General features: G+C 67.7%; 19 protein-coding genes. 14 read left to right on the top strand and 5 right to left on the bottom strand.

Annotated elements, in window-relative coordinates; translation table 11 throughout:
• Window positions 1–119 precede the first annotated feature (119 nt).
• Window positions 120–347: a DUF1192 domain-containing protein gene (locus POM99_RS06975; RefSeq protein ID WP_277276135.1), complete on the bottom strand. Its 228-nt coding sequence runs from the start codon at window positions 345–347 to the stop codon at window positions 120–122.
• 182 nt (window positions 348–529) lie between these two features.
• Between POM99_RS06975 and POM99_RS06970 the strand changes: the two genes are divergently transcribed.
• The 3 genes from POM99_RS06970 (at window position 530) to POM99_RS06960 (ending at window position 3,555) form a co-directional block, all read left to right on the top strand.
• The gene (locus POM99_RS06970; RefSeq protein WP_438822990.1) at window positions 530–1,510 is read left to right on the top strand and encodes an NAD(P)H-quinone oxidoreductase; all 981 of its coding nucleotides are present in this window, start codon (window positions 530–532) and stop codon (window positions 1,508–1,510) included.
• Window positions 1,511–1,665: 155 nt separating this feature from the next.
• A complete protein-coding gene (locus POM99_RS06965; protein WP_277276133.1) occupies window positions 1,666–2,766 on the top strand; it encodes a polysaccharide pyruvyl transferase family protein in 1,101 nt (366 codons plus the stop codon).
• An 81-nt stretch (window positions 2,767–2,847) separates the two neighbouring features.
• Window positions 2,848–3,555, top strand: coding sequence for a DUF1013 domain-containing protein (locus POM99_RS06960; RefSeq protein ID WP_277276132.1), 708 nt, complete (start codon window positions 2,848–2,850; stop codon window positions 3,553–3,555).
• A gap of 135 nt (window positions 3,556–3,690) precedes the next feature.
• On the opposite strand, the gene POM99_RS06955 is transcribed toward POM99_RS06960, so the two are convergent.
• Window positions 3,691–4,041, bottom strand: a complete 351-nt coding sequence (locus POM99_RS06955) for a bactofilin family protein (RefSeq protein WP_277276131.1) — start codon at window positions 4,039–4,041, stop codon at window positions 3,691–3,693.
• A 4-nt stretch (window positions 4,042–4,045) separates the two neighbouring features.
• Entirely contained in the window at window positions 4,046–5,167 is a 1,122-nt protein-coding gene (locus POM99_RS06950) for a peptidoglycan DD-metalloendopeptidase family protein (protein ID WP_277276130.1), read from the bottom strand.
• Window positions 5,168–5,427: 260 nt separating this feature from the next.
• Between POM99_RS06950 and POM99_RS06945 the strand changes: the two genes are divergently transcribed.
• The 11 genes from POM99_RS06945 to POM99_RS06895 all read left to right on the top strand — a co-directional run bounded on the left by POM99_RS06945 (window position 5,428) and on the right by POM99_RS06895 (window position 13,563).
• Complete coding sequence (locus POM99_RS06945; RefSeq protein ID WP_277276129.1) at window positions 5,428–6,717, top strand: glutamate-5-semialdehyde dehydrogenase; 1,290 nt, start codon at window positions 5,428–5,430, stop codon at window positions 6,715–6,717.
• A complete protein-coding gene (locus POM99_RS06940) occupies window positions 6,681–7,382 on the top strand; it encodes a nicotinate-nucleotide adenylyltransferase (protein ID WP_277276128.1) in 702 nt (233 codons plus the stop codon). Before POM99_RS06945 ends, POM99_RS06940 begins: the two co-directional genes overlap by 37 nt.
• 118 nt (window positions 7,383–7,500) lie before the next feature.
• The gene (gene rsfS, locus POM99_RS06935) at window positions 7,501–7,893 is read left to right on the top strand and encodes a ribosome silencing factor (RefSeq protein ID WP_277276127.1); all 393 of its coding nucleotides are present in this window, start codon (window positions 7,501–7,503) and stop codon (window positions 7,891–7,893) included.
• Window positions 7,894–8,058: 165 nt separating this feature from the next.
• Window positions 8,059–8,484 (top strand): 23S rRNA (pseudouridine(1915)-N(3))-methyltransferase RlmH, encoded by a 426-nt coding sequence (locus POM99_RS06930; RefSeq protein ID WP_277276126.1) that lies wholly within the window; start codon window positions 8,059–8,061, stop codon window positions 8,482–8,484.
• A 7-nt stretch (window positions 8,485–8,491) separates the two neighbouring features.
• On the top strand, window positions 8,492–9,703 hold the full coding sequence (locus POM99_RS06925) for a murein hydrolase activator EnvC family protein (RefSeq protein WP_277276125.1): 1,212 nt from the start codon (window positions 8,492–8,494) through the stop codon (window positions 9,701–9,703).
• A 121-nt stretch (window positions 9,704–9,824) separates the two neighbouring features.
• On the top strand, window positions 9,825–11,156 hold the full coding sequence (locus POM99_RS06920) for a S41 family peptidase (RefSeq protein WP_277276124.1): 1,332 nt from the start codon (window positions 9,825–9,827) through the stop codon (window positions 11,154–11,156).
• Window position 11,157: 1 nt separating this feature from the next.
• The gene (locus tag POM99_RS06915) at window positions 11,158–11,637 is read left to right on the top strand and encodes a disulfide bond formation protein B (protein ID WP_277276123.1); all 480 of its coding nucleotides are present in this window, start codon (window positions 11,158–11,160) and stop codon (window positions 11,635–11,637) included.
• Window positions 11,634–12,143, top strand: a complete 510-nt coding sequence (locus POM99_RS06910; RefSeq protein WP_277276122.1) for a demethoxyubiquinone hydroxylase family protein — start codon at window positions 11,634–11,636, stop codon at window positions 12,141–12,143. Before POM99_RS06915 ends, POM99_RS06910 begins: the two co-directional genes overlap by 4 nt.
• Before the next feature lie 91 nt (window positions 12,144–12,234).
• Entirely contained in the window at window positions 12,235–12,813 is a 579-nt protein-coding gene (locus POM99_RS06905; protein WP_277276121.1) for a hypothetical protein, read from the top strand.
• Window positions 12,814–12,868: 55 nt separating this feature from the next.
• The gene (locus POM99_RS06900) at window positions 12,869–13,267 is read left to right on the top strand and encodes a nucleotidyltransferase substrate binding protein (protein ID WP_277276120.1); all 399 of its coding nucleotides are present in this window, start codon (window positions 12,869–12,871) and stop codon (window positions 13,265–13,267) included.
• A gap of 8 nt (window positions 13,268–13,275) precedes the next feature.
• A complete protein-coding gene (locus POM99_RS06895) occupies window positions 13,276–13,563 on the top strand; it encodes a nucleotidyltransferase domain-containing protein (RefSeq protein ID WP_277276119.1) in 288 nt (95 codons plus the stop codon).
• A 4-nt stretch (window positions 13,564–13,567) separates the two neighbouring features.
• Here POM99_RS06895 and fabI read toward each other — a convergent pair whose 3' ends face one another.
• Both fabI and POM99_RS06885 read right to left on the bottom strand, forming a co-directional pair.
• A complete protein-coding gene (fabI, locus tag POM99_RS06890; protein ID WP_277276118.1) occupies window positions 13,568–14,371 on the bottom strand; it encodes an enoyl-ACP reductase FabI in 804 nt (267 codons plus the stop codon).
• The gene (locus tag POM99_RS06885) at window positions 14,368–15,483 is read right to left on the bottom strand and encodes a YihY/virulence factor BrkB family protein (RefSeq protein ID WP_313792118.1); all 1,116 of its coding nucleotides are present in this window, start codon (window positions 15,481–15,483) and stop codon (window positions 14,368–14,370) included. Before POM99_RS06885 ends, fabI begins: the two co-directional genes overlap by 4 nt.
• Window positions 15,484–15,485 lie beyond the last annotated feature (2 nt).

Below are 15,485 nucleotides of genomic sequence, written 5' to 3'. Positions count from 1 at the left end.
GGCTAAATCGGCAACGTGGGGGGAAAACGTGTGGGGCTGGCCGGAAGGATTACCGACCGGGGAAATGGGCATGACCGCGATATGGGTGCGCCGCCCCGTTTCGTGAAGGGCGGCGGCGTTCATTTTGCGTTCCCGTCGGGCGGCGCCGTCTTCGGCCCGCCGAACAGCGCATCGGCGGCGGCGCGGTGGGCCTTGGCCTTGTCCCTGTGGGCGACGACGCGGACGATCTCCCGCTCGAGCAGGGCGATGCGTTCGTTCAGTTCGTCGAAGGAATAGGGATCGAGCGATTCCCCCGCCAGCTGGCTGGCCAGATCCCCTTTGGGGCGCGGGCGCTCGTCTATCTCCATTGCGATGCACAATGGTGCTGATGCGGCCTTGCTGTCAACAGGCCGCGTGGGTACGTGACTGAAAGGGCAGCCGTTCGGAGAATCCGGGGCAGATGCGGCGGCCTGCTCGACCAAAGGCCGAAAACAGGGGTGACGTCATGCAGCCGGTGCCAGCGACTATGCCAGCAACGATGCCCGCGACGATGACCGCGGCGGGATTCGAGGCGCCGGGCGGACCGGAGGTGCTGCGTGCCGAAACGCTGCCGGTGCCCGTGCCGGGACCGGGGCAGGTGCTGGTGCGCGTGGCCTATGCCGGGGTGAACCGGCCCGATGTGATCCAGCGGCAGGGGTTCTATCCGCCGCCGCCGGGGGCTTCGCCGATCCCGGGGCTGGAGATTTCCGGCCAGGTCGTTTCCGTGGGTGAAGGCGTGATCGATCCGCTGGTCGGGCAGAGGGTCTGCGCGCTTGTGGCGGGTGGTGGCTATGCCGAATACTGCCTGGCCGAAGCGGGGCTGTGCCTGCCGGTGCCGCCGGGGCTTTCGCTGGCCGAGGCGGCGGCGCTGCCCGAAACGCTGTTCACCGTGTGGCACAATGTGTTCGAGCGCGGCTATGCCCGCGATGGCGAGACGATCCTGGTCCATGGCGGCACCAGCGGCATCGGCACGATGGCGATCATGCTGGGCAAGGCCTTCGGCCTGACGGTGATCGTCACCTGTGGCGGGGAGGAAAAGTGCGCGCGCGCGCTGGAGATCGGCGCGGACCATGCGATCGACTACAAGGCGGGCGACTTCGTGGAAGAGGTGAAGCGCCTGACCGGTGGGCGCGGCGTGGAACTGGTGCTCGACATGGTGGCGGGCGACTATGTGGCGCGCAACCTGAAGTGCCTGACCGACGACGGACGGCATGTGACCATCGCGGTGCAGGGCGGGGTTCGGGCCGAGATCAACATGGCCGAGGTGATGCGGCGGCGGCTGGTGCTGACCGGATCGACCCTGCGCCCGCGGACCAATGCCTTCAAGACGATGCTGGCCGACGAGATCCGCGCCAACGCCTGGCCGCTGGTGGAGGAAGGCGCGCTGCGCCCGGTGATGGACGCCGAATTCCCGCTGGCCGAGGCCGCCGCTGCCCATGCCCGGATGGAGGCCGGCAGCCACGTCGGCAAGATCGTACTCAAGGTAGGCTGAAACCAAACTGCCGCAATGGTGTAACATTTGACCGCAGAAAACGGGAATGGAGCAATCCGGCGGTTGAAAAGTCATGCCGCATTGCAGCATTGTCGTGCCGCGTCGGTTGCCGATGGTGATTGCGCTGGACCCCTCCTACCAAAGGACACCATGCAATGCGCAGGCCCCGTGCCCTCGCGTGCGGCGATCTGAACAACGGCGGCGACCTGCTGCTGCTGTTGCAGAATCTCGAATTCGATGGACCAGGCGCGATCGTGCGGCGGTGGATCGATCTGCCGGAGGACATCCAGCGGCAGGTGCGCGACGCCGGCGGGCGGCTCGTGCCCGGCCGGCGAATCGTGGCGTTCGCCCGCCAGTGCCTGGGGCGCGACCTGGTGATCGGTGGCGGGCAGCTTGTGCGGGACAACACGTCGGTACGGGCGCTGGCCGGACTGTTGCTGGCGGCGCTGGCGGTGCGCATCAGCGGCGGACGGGTGATGACGCGCGGGCTGGGCGTGAGCCGGCTCGCCTCCCGCCCGCGCCGGTTGCTGTGGAGCATGATCCTGCGCCTGGCGGATCGCGTGAACGTGCGCGACCACGCCTCTGAACGCAACGCGGCACGCCTTGTTGCCCCGCGCCATGTGGTGCGCACGGCGGACATGGCCTTTCTTGAGACGGGATCGAAGCAGCGCCTGTTTGCCCGGTCCGAAGGTGCGGCCCGGCACGGCACGGTGATCGCGCCCTGCATCGACAGCAGCGAAGGCCGCACGCTGGCGGGGCCGGGGCTAGATGCGCTGGTCGAAGCGGCGCAGGCGGCGGGCCTTGCCGATGCGGTGACCATCGCCTGCCACGATCCGCGGCCGGAGATGGACCCGAAGGCGGGCGCGGTGCTGATCGCGCGCTATCCGGGCAAGCCGCTGGCGCAGGCGCAGGCCAATGGGCTGCCCGACCTTGCCGCGCTTTACAGCCGCTCCGCACTGGTGCTGACCAACCGGCTGCACGCGATGATCATGGCCGCGCATGCCGGTGCGCCGGTGATCGCGCTTGACCAGCCGGAGGGCAAGCTGACGATGTATGCGGCCGAACTGGGCGTGGCCGTGGTCGCCCCCGACGCCGCGCTCACCCCGCAGCAGGCGCAGGCCTTGGTGGCCCAGGCGATCGGATACGACCGCACCGCGCGCGAAGATGCGATGGCGCGCGTGGGCAGGGAAGCGGCGCGCAACCTGGAATCGGATGCACAGGCACGAGTGATCGGCGCGGAATCGCTTGCCGTTTGACGGACGGTGTCCTACATCGGGGGCAACACGGCCGCTCCGCAAGGGGCGGCCCTTATTGTTTCCGCTATCCGGAGAACCGCCGTGAGCCAGCAGCCCACGTATCCGCTGATGCCCCATGCCACCGCATCGTGGCTGGTCGACAACACCGCGCTGACCTTTGAACAGATCGCCGAATTCTGCGGCCTGCACATCCTGGAAGTGCAGGCGATGGCCGACGATCTGGCCGGGCAGAAGTATACCGGCCGCGATCCGGTCCACTCGGGCGAACTGACCCAGGCCGAGATCGAACGCGGCCAGGCGAATCCGGACTACAAGCTGCGCATGCAGAAGGCGCCGCTTTCGGTCAGCCGCACCAAGGGCCCGCGCTACACCCCGGTGTCGAAGCGGCAGGACAAGCCCGATGGCATCGCCTGGATTCTTCGCAACCACCCGGAAATCTCCGACGCGCAGATCGGCAAGCTGATCGGCACCACCCGCACCACCATCGCCGCGATCCGCGATCGCAGCCACTGGAACATCGGCAACATCAACCCGAAGGACCCGGTGACGCTGGGCCTGTGTTCGCAGCGCGAGCTTGACGGGCTGGTGGCCAAGGCCGCCAAGCGCGCCGGAATCGAGGAAGACGAGGCCGCCAACACCATGCGCCTCGGTTCGGACCGCGACGCGCTGATCGAGGAACTGCGTGCCGAGCGCGAAGCGCAGAGCAAGGCCGCGTCCGAAGCTGCACAGGAAGCCGAAGCCGCCGCATGGCTGGCCGCGCGCCGGGCCGAAGGCATCTCGGACTCCTGATTCGGCCAGCCATCGCCGGAAACAGGAAAGGCCGCCCCACGGGGGCGGCCTTTTCCGTCTGTAGTACCCTTGGCGGCATCAGCCCGGTGTCGCCAAGCCTTCGGCGGATGCCGAAGGCGCACCCTCAAAGGACGTTCAGCTGACGAGCGTCAGCGACGCTTCCGCTTCCACCACGCGGTGGGCGAAGCGGCCGTCAACCTGCGCGCCCTGTTCGATGGTCAGCGCATCATAGGTCACGTCACCGTGGATGCGCGCGGTCTTCAGGATGGTCAGGTGCCCGGCTTCGATCGGCCCATGCACCGTGCCGGAAAGCCGCGCGCTTTCGGCCTTGATGCCACCGCGGATCGTGCTCGATTCGCCCTGCACGAGCGCGGCGCAGGTGATCGCGCCTTCAACGTTGCCATCGATGTGCAGATCGGCGCTGGCGTGAATGTCACCCTTTACGGCGAGATCGGCGGCGAGGACGGAAAAGGTCGCGGCGGCCATGGCGTTACCCGGCGTTGCCGGCCGGGCGTCCGGCGCGGGCTTCTTCGAAAACATGGGGCATCGACTCCAGGAACGGGCGCGGGTTGACCGGACGGTCGTTGATGCGCACTTCGAAATGCAGGTGCGGACCGGTGGAACGGCCGGTGTTGCCGATCGCGCCGATGGTGTCGCCCGGCTTCACCGCCTGCCCCAATCGCGCGCCGATGCGCGACATGTGGGCATAGCGGGTGAGCAGGCCGTTGCCGTGGCTGATCTCCACGCAGTTGCCATAGCCCTGGCGCACGCCGGTGAACGTGATGGTGCCCGCGGCGGCGGCATGGATCGGCGCGCCGACTGGTCCGCGGAAATCGAGCCCGGCATGGAACGCGGCGCCCCCGGTGAAGGGATCGGCGCGGGTGCCGAAGCCGGACGAGATGTATTCCAGGCTGGCGGGCAGGGTGTTGGGGATGCGGGCCAGGCCCTGCTCCATCGCCGCCATGCGGGCAAGGCTGGCGCCGAGCCGGGCAAAGCGCGGATCGAGCGATTCCCCGCGCGAGAACAGCGGGATCAGCGGGCCGCCCTGCGCGCTGCGGTCTGCCGCAGCCACCATCGCGGGGTTCAGCCCCACGCGGCGTATCGCGGTTTCGGCGCGGGCAGAGCGCATGTCGGCATAGCGGGTCAGGCGTTCGATGAAGGCCAGCTGCTTCGCTTCGATGCGGGCCAGCCCGGCCGCTTCGGGCAGGACCTGCGAAATCTTCTGGACGGTCTTGGCGGCTTCGCCCGAACTGTCGCTGACCGTGCCCTTGGGCAGGTCACCCGGCAGCGCGCCGATGCTGCCTTCCACGCTCTTTTCGATGAAATCCTGCCGCTTTTCCAGTTCGGCGGTGATGCCGTCGAGCCCGCCGCGATACTTCGCCACGCGGCTTTCGGCCGAGGCGACCGCGGCTTCGCGCTCAAGCAGCGAGGCGTTGGAGCCGACGGCGACGATGTTGGCCACCAGAGCCCAGGCGAGCACGCCGATCCACAGCAGCACCGCGCCGGCCACTGCGCCCGCCACGCTCATCTGCAGCTTGCTGGAAATGCGGATGAAGCGGACCTGCCCCTGCGAGCGCATGAAGAACTCGCGCTCCGGGAACCAGCTGCGCACGCGCGCAAGCAGGCCGTCGATGTCCGGCAGATTGAAGATGGCGACCCCCGTCCCGCTTGTTAGCGTTCGAAACGAAGTGCGGCGCTTACCCACGCGGTTAACGGGTGGCGAATCCGAATCGGCCCATCCGGGGCGAATCGTGTGACTCCAGCGGTGAATCGAAACCTTTAGGATGGAACCAATCACAAACCCGCCCGCGACTCGCCCTGGCGTGACAAGCGCGGCTGACAGCGCGCCCGCCCGGTGATAGGGGCATGCCCATGAGCACCGAGACGATCACGCCCGCTGATTCCGCCGCGGAATCCGTCACCACGCTTGTCGAGCGGCTGGCCCGTGCCGGGCGCGCGGCGCAGAAGGTGCTGGCGCGGATGCCATCGCCGGACAAGGAACGCGCGTTGAAGCTGGCCGGAGCCGCGCTGCGCCGGGCCGGGCCGGGCATTCTCGAAGCCAATGCAAAGGACATGGCTGCGGGCGAAGCGCGGGGCCTTTCGTCGGCGCTGCTCGACCGGCTGCGGCTGAATGAAAAGCGGCTGGAAGCCATGGCCGCCGCCGTGGAGCAGGTGGCCGTGCTGGCGGACCCCGTGGGTGACGTCATCGGCGAGGATGCCCGCCCCAACGGCATGGTGCTGCAGCGCGTACGCATCCCCATTGGCGTGATCGGCATCATCTATGAAAGCCGGCCCAACGTGACCGCCGATGCCGCCGCGCTCTGCGTGCGGTCGGGCAACGCCACGCTGCTGCGCGGCGGAACAGAGGCGATGCATTCCAACCGCGCGATCCATGCCGCGCTGGTCGAAGGGCTGGTGGAAGGTGGCGTGCCTGCCGAAGTGGTGCAGCTGATGCCGACGCAGGATCGTGCCGCCGTGGGCGCCATGCTCAAGGCCGCGGGCCTGATCGACATGATCGTGCCGCGCGGGGGCAAGAGCCTGGTCGCCCGCGTGCAGGCAGAGGCGACCGTGCCGGTGCTTGCCCACCTTGACGGGATCAACCACACGTATGTCGATCACAGCGCCGATCCTGCCATGGCGGCGCAGATCGTGCTGAACGCCAAGATGCGCCGCACCGGCATCTGCGGCGCGATGGAAACGCTGCTGATCGATGCGACCTATCCCGATCCGCACGGGCTGGTGGAACCGCTGCTGGCCGCCGGGTGCGAGCTGCGCGGCGATGCCCGCGCCCGCGCCATCGATCCGCGCATCCTGCCCGCCACCGACGAGGACTGGGATACCGAATATCTCGAGGCGATCTGCGCGGTGGCGGTGGTGGACGGCATCGACGATGCGCTGGCCCACGTGGCGCGCCATTCCAGCGGCCACACCGATGCGGTGGTGGCGCAGGATCAGGGCGTGGCCGATCGCTTCCTGTCGGAAGTGGACAGCGCCATCGTGATGCACAACGCCTCCAGCCAGTTCGCCGATGGTGGCGAATTCGGGCTGGGCGCGGAAATCGGCATCGCCACCGGCCGCCTGCACGCGCGCGGCCCGGTCGCACTGGAAGGGCTGACCACCTACAAGTGGCTGGTCCGCGGATCGGGGCAGGTGCGCCCATAAGTGCTTCCGGTCCCGTCGTCGGGCTGCTCGGCGGCAGCTTCAACCCGGCGCATGGCGGGCACCGGCGGATCAGCCTGTTCGTTAAGGACGCGCTGGGGCTGGATGCGGTGTGGTGGCTGGTTTCGCCGGGCAACGTGCTGAAACCGGTTGAGGGCATGGCGCCGCTGCCGGTGCGCTTTTCCTCGGCGCAAATGCAGGCGCGGCGCAGCACAATCCGGGTGACGGCGATCGAACGCGAACTGGGCACGCGCTTTACCGTGGACACGCTGCGCGCATTGGTGCGCCGCTATCCCAAGGTGCGCTTCGTGTGGATCATGGGGGCGGACAACCTTGCCCAGTTCCATCGGTGGAAGCACTGGCGCGCCATAGCGAGGACCATGCCCATTGCGGTGGTGGCCAGGCCGGGTTATGATCATGCTGCCTTGGCGAGCCCTGCCATGGCCTGGCTGCGCCGCTGGCGCCAGCGGCGCGGAAAGCTGCTTTCCGGCGCAAGGCGGAGCGCTCCGGCGCTGACATTCCTTCGCTTCGATCCCGATTCCCGATCGGCCAGCGCGATCCGCGCGGGTGACGGGAACTGGCATGGCCGGTTCCGCACGGCCAGCCTGCGTGATGGCGTTACCCATCGCGCGGTTGCAGATCTTCCGATCCGGCGAGGAAAACCCTGAGCGCGCAATCCCATCCGGCCCATTTTGGCACCCCCACGGCGGGGTCTGGCCATGGATCGCGCGCCTGTTTCAGTCGTTATCCCTTGACTCTTCAGCCACGGAGGCCATTTCGCGCGATATGACCAGCGTTCAACCGCTGTCGGCCAAGGCCGGCATCGCCACTTCCCAAACCCCTGCCGCCACTTCGCTGCACGATCTGGTGCTCCAGTCGCTCGACGAGGATCAGGCGCAGGAGGTCGTATCCATTCCGCTCGAAGGCAAGAGCTCGGTCGCCGATTACATGGTGATCGCCTCGGGCCGTTCGACCCGTCAGGTCGCCGCCATCGCGCAGAAGCTGGCCGAACGGATCAAGCAGGGCGGTTTCGGCCACGTGCGGATCGAAGGGCTGCCGGCGGCGGACTGGGTGCTGATCGACGCAGGCGACGTGGTGGTCCACGTGTTCCGCCCGGAAGTGCGCACGTTCTACAACCTGGAACGCATGTGGGCCTTCGGAGACCAAGGCGCGGCATAACTCGCCGCAGGCGCTTTGGCTGAGACTTGTTTCTCGCAGAGATTGATCAGGCCGCAGAGGGGGGCGTACGATTCGCTGCGTCCTCTTTCTCCTCTGCGTCTCTGCGAGAATCCGAATTCCCTTCCGGGGATTCTCATTTGTCCCGATAAACGCTAGACCGCTGCAATGCAGCTTCACGTCATCGCCAGGGGCAAGATCGGCCGTTCGCCCGAGGGCGAGATGGTCGAGCGTTATGGCAAGCGCATCGCGTGGGGCTTCAAGGTAACCGAACTGCCCGACAGGGGCGGGCAGATGCCGCCACCAGCCAGTGGCCCCGTCCGCACCGTGGCGCTGGACGAGCGTGGGCGGCAACTGACCTCCACCGAATTCGCCCGCATCCTCGAACGCTGGCGCGACGATGGTGTGCGCGAGGCGCGCTTCCTGATCGGCGCGGCAGACGGGCATGACGAAGCCCTGCGCGATTCGGCGGACCTGTTGATCGCGTTCGGCGCGATGACCTGGCCACACATGCTGGCCCGCGCGATGCTGGCCGAACAGCTGTGGCGGGCGACCAGCATCGTCGCCGGCCATCCCTATCACCGCGAAGGGTAGCGGCGGCATGACGTCACGCTCCGCGCTGCTCGCTCTCTCGCTTGCGCTTGCCGCCGTGCTCGGCTGGCAGGGGCTGGCGCAGGATGCGCGGTTCAGCGATCCGGGGCAGGCAGGCATGGCGCTGAAGGAGGCGGAGCGCGCGCTGGCTGAGACGCAGGCGCGCGCCGCCAATCTCGAGCGCGAGGCGCAAGCCGCCAGCCAGGCGGCGGACCGCACCGCAGCCGAAGCGGCTGCGGTGGCGGCGCGCATCCAGCAGTCCGAGGCGGAGATCCAGGTGGCGCAGGCGCGCATCGCGGTGATCGACCGCCAGCGTGAAGCGCTGCGCCTGCGCATCGCCGCGCGGCAGGAACCGGTGGTGCGGCTCACCGCGGCGCTGCAGCTGATGGCGCGGCGGCCGATGGTGTTCAGCCTGATGCGGTCGGACAGCCTGCGCGAAACGGTCTATCTGCGCGCCGTGCTGGAAACGATGCTGCCCGAGGTGCGGCGGCAGACGGCGGGCCTGCGCGGCGAGATCATGCGCGGGCGGCAGCTGCAGGACAGCGCCCGCGCGCTTGCCGGGCAGCTGCGCGCCAGCGAACAGGGCCTGGGCGAACGGCGCGCGCAACTCGCCGCGCTGGAAAGCCGGCAGCGCATCGCCTCGCGCGCGGCGTCGGGCTCGGCCAGCCGCGAGGCGGACCGCGCGCTGTCTCTGGCGGAGGACACGCGCGATCTTGGCGCGCTGATGGCGCAGCTGCAGCAGGACGGGGTGCTGCGTGCGCGGCTGGCGGCGCTGCCCGGACCGGTGCCGCGCCCGGTCGATCCGATGGCGGTGCCGCCGGTGATCGACGAAGCCGGGCCGCTTGCCGCGCCCACCGGCGGTTTCGGGTGGATTCTGCCGGTGACCGGGCGGGTGGTCACAGGCTTTGCGGAAACCGCCGGGACCGGCCCTTCGCGCGGGATCACCTTCGCCCCTGCGGCGGCGGCGCAGGTCGTCGCGCCGGCGGCCGGCCGGGTCGCCTTTGCCGGGCCCTATCGCGGCTATGGCCGCATCGTGATCCTTGAGCACGATGGCGGCTGGTCCTCGCTACTGACGGGGCTTGGCGCGCTGGCGGTGGAGGTAGGCGACCGCGTGGTGCAGGGCTCTCCCGTCGGCAGCGCAGGTCCGGGCCGCCCGGTCGTGACGGTGGAACTGCGCAAGGACGGGCAGCCGGTCAATCCGATGGCCTACCTGAAAGGCTAATGATCTTCCTGAAAGGGTATCGCATCTCGCCTTCACTCCATCTGGCGTTAATGCCCGCGCAGCTATAAAAGCCGTGGCAAAGCCGCGTCTTGTTCGTGCGGCGCCCATCTGAAAGGCCATCATGGCAACCCGCTTCGCAGCCCTTGCTCGTGCTTCCGCCCTTGTCACTGCGGTGGCGCTCATGCCCGTGGCGACGGCCGGGCTGGCCGCCGTGGATGCCCGCTCCGGCCCCGAATTCGGCAAGCTGATGGCCGTCTACGAACGCATCAAGTCCAACTATGTCGAGCCGGTGGACGACGACAAGCTGATGAAGGGCGCGATCGACGGCATGCTCGCCACGCTCGATCCGCACAGCTCCTATCTCGACGCGCGCGATTTCGAGAACCTCAAGACCCAGACTGATGGCTCCTATGGCGGGCTGGGCTTGTCGGTGACGCTGGATGATGGCGCGGTGAAGGTGATCGCGCCGACCAAGGGCAGCCCGGCAGACAAGGCCGGTGTGAAGGCGGGCGATTACATCACCCACCTCGACGGCAAGCTGATCTATGGCGGCACGCTGGACGAAGCGGTGGACCAGATGCGCGGCGCGCCCGGCACGCAGATCCGCCTCACCGTGTTCCGCCCCGGCCGCGATGATCCCTTCGACGTGACCGTGACCCGGCAGATCATCGACCTGAAGCCGGTGGAATTCCAGGTGAAGGACGGCACCGGGGTGATCTCTGTCAGCAGCTTCAGCGCCAATGTCGGCGCGCAGGTGGCCGATGCGTGGAACAAGATCCGGGCGCAGACCGGCGGCCGCCCCAACGGCCTGATCCTTGATCTGCGCGGCAACCCCGGCGGCCTGCTTGACGAGGCGGTGGCCCTCTCAGACCTGTTCCTGGAAAAGGGCACGATCGTTTCGCAGCGCGGCCGCTATGCCAAGGACAACGATACCTATGGCGCGCAGCCGGGTGACATCGCCAAGGGCCTGCCGATGATCGTGCTGATCGACGAAGGCTCGGCCTCCGCGTCGGAGATCGTGGCCGGGGCGCTGCAGGATCAGCACCGCGCCGTGGTGATGGGCCAGCGCAGCTTCGGCAAGGGCAGCGTGCAGACGCTGATCCCGCTGACCCGCGACACCGCGCTCAAGCTCACAACCGCGCGCTACTACACGCCATCGGGCCGCAGCGTGCAGGAAGGCGGCATCGATCCCGATATCGCCGTGCCGCAGATCTCCGATCCCGACCTGCGCAAGCGCGCGCTGCGTTCCTATCGCGAAAGCGATCTGCGCGGGCACCTGATCAACGAGATCAAGGACGACAAGGACCTGGAGAAGGACAAGACCGAGGATCCGCGCTTCAAGTGGACGCCGGAGGAGCTGAAGGCCAAGGGCATCGACGACTTCCAGCTGTGGTATGCAGCGCAGACGATCGGCCGTACCACCCCGGCCGCGATCGCCGCCCGGAAGCGTTGAGATGACCGCAGCGCAGGCCCGCAACACGGCGATCACGCTCGCCTTCGTCACGCCGCTGGTGCTGCTCGGCGGGGCTTACCTGTCGCAATACGGCTTCGGCCTGGTGCCGTGCGAAATGTGCTGGTGGCAGCGCTATCCCCACTTTGCCGCGCTGGTGCTGGGCGCTTTGGCCGTGGTCTTGCGCCGGCAGCCGGGGGCCGTGCCGCTCGCCGGGCTGGCCGCAATCGCGATTCTCGCCAGCGGGCTGATCGGCGCCTATCACGCCGGGGTGGAATACAAGTGGTGGGAAGGGCTGACCACCTGCACCACCATGGCGCTGGGCTCCAATGCTCTCGATTCCATCCTCAACGCACCGCTGATCCGCTGTGACCAGGCCCAATGGACACTGTTCGGCATCAGCCTCGCCGGATACAACTTCCTGATCTCGACCGCTTCGGCGATCCTGATTTTCGCGCTGCTGCGCAAGGGAGGCAGGTCATGAGCAAATCCGCTGAAATGTTGCGGGTCGACCAGGCCGGCGAATTCGGCGCCACCCGCATCTATGCCGGGCAACTGGCCGTGATGGGGGACCGCGCGCCGCATTCGGCGGAAATCGCCGCCATGGCGGAACAGGAAGCGGCGCATCGGCAGAAGTTCGATGCGCTGATCGCCCGGCGCGGCGTGCGCCCCACCGCGCTGCAGCCGCTATGGTCCGCCGCCGGCTTCGCGCTGGGCGCCGCCACCGCGCTGATCGGCCCGGAAGCGGCGATGGCCTGCACCGCCGCGATCGAGACCGAGATCGACGCCCACTATACCGAGCAGCTCGAGGAACTGGGCGACGAGGACCCTGAGCTTGCCGCGATGATCCGCGAATTCCGCGATGACGAGCGCGAGCATCGCGATGCCGCGCTTGCCGCTGGCGCGGAAAAGGCTCCGGGCTACCCGCTGCTGTTCAACGCCATCCGCCTGGGCTGCCGTGTCGCCATCGGTCTTTCCAAGAAGATCTGATCAACTTGATTGCGGGCAAGGACGGGTCTTCATCTACCGTTCAACGCTTGTGCGCACTATATCGGACCAAGGTCCCAGCTGGAGATTTCCGATGAAGCGCCTTCTCGCCGCCGCAGCGCTTGCCACCGCCACCGGGTTTGCCCCGCTGCCCGCCATGGCGCAGGCCAATCCGGGGGAAAAGGTCAACCAGCTGATCGTCTATGGCGATGATCCCTGCCCGGCTTCCACCGACGGATCGATCACCGTCTGCGCGCGCAAGGACGAGGCGGAACGCTTCCGCATCCCCGCCCCGCTGCGCGACAATCCCAATGCCAGCGTCAACCAGAGCTGGACCGAACGGGTAAAGGCCTATGAAACGGTCGGCGCAATGGGCGTCGCCTCGTGCTCGCCGGTCGGCTCGGGCGGGGCATCGGGCTGCATGGCCAAGCTGATCGACCGCGCCTATGCCGAAAAGAAGCAGGCCAGCGACGTGCAGTTCGGCCGCCTGATCGAGGAAGAGCGCGCCAAGCGGCTCCAGACGATCGACAAGGACGCCGCTGCCGAACAGGGCCGCGTCGAACAGCTGGAAAAGGAATACGAGGCGCGTCTCGCCCGTGAACGCACGGCCGGCGATGCACCTGCCGCACCGGCGCCTGCCGGCCAGGCGCCGCTGGCCACCCCGCCGCAGTAAGGCGAAGGGCAGAGCGCCCTTGCACGCGCGGCTGGGTTGGTGGCAGGAACAGCCCATGTTGGATTTCACCCCCTTGGCCAATGCCGTCGCGCGGCTCGACGAAGGGCTGGTCCGCTATGAGGCGGATCGGTCCGACGCGCAGATCCGCGACGGGCTGATCCAGCGCTTCGAATTCACCTACGATCTTTCGCACAAGATGCTGCGGCGCGTGCTGGAAGCGGGGGCCGCCAACCCGGAAGAGATCGACCGGATGACCTTCCCGACCCTGATCCGCACCGCTGCGGAACAGGGCCTGCTGGCGGGGCAGTGGGATGACTGGCGCGTGTTCCGCGAAATGCGCAACATCACCTCGCACACGTATGACGAGGCCAAGGCCCTGCAGGTGGCGCAGGCGATTCCCGGGTTTCTTGTCGAGGCCAGGGCCTTGCTGGCGCGCTTGCAGGCAAGCGGATGACGGTTGCGTTGAGTGAGGCTGAGCGGGCGGAAGTGCTGGAGGTCCTCGCCCGGCATCTTCCACCCGGTGTCTCGGTTGGCGTGTTCGGCAGCCGGGCGGGCGGCGCGCCCAAGTCCTGGTCAGACCTCGATCTCGTGCTCGAAGGGCCGGAGCCCCTCCCGCTCGCGCTGCTTGCAGAGCTGGCGGAAGCATTCGACGAATCGCCGCTGCCGTGGAAGGTCGATCTCGTCGACCGTCACACGGTGGCCGAAGGCTTCGGGCGGATCATCGACGCCGCCCGTATCCCCCTCGATTGAGCTATCAGCTCAGCGCAATATCGGGCGCGTCTTCCTGCTTCATGCCGACGAGGTGATAGCCGGCATCCACGTGGTGAACTTCGCCGGTCACGCCCGATGACAGGTCGGACAGGAAATAGAGCCCTGATCCGCCCACGTCGTCGATGGTCACGTTGCGGCGCAGCGGGCTGTTCAGCTCGTTCCACTTCAGGATGTAGCGGAAATCGCCGATGCCGCTGGCGGCCAGCGTCTTGATCGGGCCGGCAGAGATGGCGTTGACGCGGATGTTGGCCGGGCCGCAGTCATTGGCCAGATACTTCACGCTGGTTTCAAGCGCCGCCTTGGCCACGCCCATCACGTTGTAGTGCGGCACGACCTTTTCCGCGCCGTAATACGTCAGCGTCAGGATCGAACCGCCATTGGGCATCATCTCGGTCGCGCGCTTGGTCACCGCCACCAGGCTGTAGGCCGAGATGTTCATGGTCATCAGGAAGTTGTCGAGCGTGGTGTCGTAGAACCGCCCGCGCAGCTGGTTCTTGTCGGAATAACCGATGGCGTGGACGATGAAGTCGATGGTTTCCCACCGGGCCTTCAGCGTGGCGAACGTCTGCTCCAGCGCGTCCATGTCGGACACGTCGCATTCGATCAGGAAATCGCTGCCCAGGCTGGCGGCCAGCGGGCGCACGCGCTTTTCCAGTGCTTCGCCCTGATAGGAGAAAGCAAGTTCGGCACCGTGTTCGGCCAGCTTCTGGGCAATGCCCCAGGCCAGCGACTTGTCATTGGCAAGGCCCATGATCAGGCCCCGCTTACCCTTCATCAGTCCGGTCATGCGCCCTCTTGCGTCAACTCGTTTCGTGCCTTGCGCGCGTCCCCGGCGCGCAGGCGATCATCGGCCTGGCCCAGCATGTCCTGCTCTTCCGGGGTTTCGGCAAGAGCGGCGTTGAGTTCGGCACCTACCACCATCCCTAAGCCGACTAGCCAGAAAAAGAAAAGCGCGATCATCACCCCGGCAAGGCTTCCGTAGGTGAGATCATAGGAAAACAGGGTGCGCAGTGCCTTTGGCAGCACAGTGGTGACGCCCATCCACCACGCCGTCACCAGCAGCGCACCGGGCCATTTGGGATACTGCCGCCCGCGATAGGCCCCCGGCGTCAACGTGATGAAGATCAGCCACAGCGCACCGTAAAGCACCAGCGTAGGGGCGAAACGGGTGAGCGCGAGATTGTCCACCCAGCCATCGAGCTGCGGGGCGAAGGCGAAGATCGCCTCCTGCACCGCACCGATCAGCACCTGCGCCCCGATCGAGATGAGGATCAGCACCACAGATGCGACGATCAGCCCGGTGGACATCAGCCGGTATCGCCAGAACGCGTGAGTCCACGGCGTGCCATAGGCGCGGCGCAGGATGTCGCGCATGGTTTCCACCAAGCTGCCCACGGTCCACAGGCCGAACAGCCCGCCGATCCACAGCAGGTTGCCGGTGCGCGCTTCCAGCACGCCCTGCGCCACGGGTTCCAGCACATTGGCCACCACCGGGGGCAGCGCCAGCAGCACGGTGTTGACCGCGGCGGCGCGCTGGCCCGCCTCACCCACCAGCGAAAACAGCGCGGCGCCGGTGATGAAGAACGGGAACAGCGCGATCAGCACCATGTAGGCAAAGTTGCCCGCGTGGATCGTGCCGTCGTTGAATACGCCGACTGCGACGCGTTTGGTCACCTGGAAGAACCGCGTGCCCGGACCCAGCTTCTGCCGGGCATGGGCCAGCCCGGCGCGCCAGCGCAGCGCCTCGCGGCGGCGCGCCTCGGGCGAAAGGTCGGGCATGTCGACCAGCGGATGCGCGTCGGCCGGCAAGGGTTCGCCTTCGCTTTCGCTCGGGGGATGGGCGGGGGCCTCCAGTTCGCGCCCGGCTTCCGCCCCCGCCTCGCCCCCGGATTGCCCCACAG

Origin of the sequence: Novosphingobium cyanobacteriorum (assembly GCF_029436685.1) — a bacterium.
Classification (GTDB): domain Bacteria; phylum Pseudomonadota; class Alphaproteobacteria; order Sphingomonadales; family Sphingomonadaceae; genus Novosphingobium; species Novosphingobium cyanobacteriorum.
Note: the sequence above shows the minus strand (reverse complement) of the source record. Positions and strands in the feature narration are given on the sequence as shown.

Coding starts and splice junctions, on each gene's coding strand:
- POM99_RS06910 (WP_277276122.1), top strand. CDS start 11,634: ATGAGCAAATCCGCTGAAATGTTGCGGGTCGACCAGGCCGGCGAATTC.
- POM99_RS06970 (WP_438822990.1), top strand. CDS start 530: ATGACCGCGGCGGGATTCGAGGCGCCGGGCGGACCGGAGGTGCTGCGT.
- rsfS (WP_277276127.1), top strand. CDS start 7,501: ATGACCAGCGTTCAACCGCTGTCGGCCAAGGCCGGCATCGCCACTTCC.
- POM99_RS06900 (WP_277276120.1), top strand. CDS start 12,869: ATGTTGGATTTCACCCCCTTGGCCAATGCCGTCGCGCGGCTCGACGAA.
- POM99_RS06955 (WP_277276131.1), bottom strand. CDS start 4,041: ATGGCCGCCGCGACCTTTTCCGTCCTCGCCGCCGATCTCGCCGTAAAG.
- POM99_RS06925 (WP_277276125.1), top strand. CDS start 8,492: ATGACGTCACGCTCCGCGCTGCTCGCTCTCTCGCTTGCGCTTGCCGCC.
- POM99_RS06915 (WP_277276123.1), top strand. CDS start 11,158: ATGACCGCAGCGCAGGCCCGCAACACGGCGATCACGCTCGCCTTCGTC.
- POM99_RS06920 (WP_277276124.1), top strand. CDS start 9,825: ATGGCAACCCGCTTCGCAGCCCTTGCTCGTGCTTCCGCCCTTGTCACT.
- POM99_RS06905 (WP_277276121.1), top strand. CDS start 12,235: ATGAAGCGCCTTCTCGCCGCCGCAGCGCTTGCCACCGCCACCGGGTTT.
- POM99_RS06975 (WP_277276135.1), bottom strand. CDS start 347: ATGGAGATAGACGAGCGCCCGCGCCCCAAAGGGGATCTGGCCAGCCAG.
- POM99_RS06965 (WP_277276133.1), top strand. CDS start 1,666: ATGCGCAGGCCCCGTGCCCTCGCGTGCGGCGATCTGAACAACGGCGGC.
- POM99_RS06930 (WP_277276126.1), top strand. CDS start 8,059: ATGCAGCTTCACGTCATCGCCAGGGGCAAGATCGGCCGTTCGCCCGAG.
- fabI (WP_277276118.1), bottom strand. CDS start 14,371: ATGACCGGACTGATGAAGGGTAAGCGGGGCCTGATCATGGGCCTTGCC.
- POM99_RS06945 (WP_277276129.1), top strand. CDS start 5,428: ATGAGCACCGAGACGATCACGCCCGCTGATTCCGCCGCGGAATCCGTC.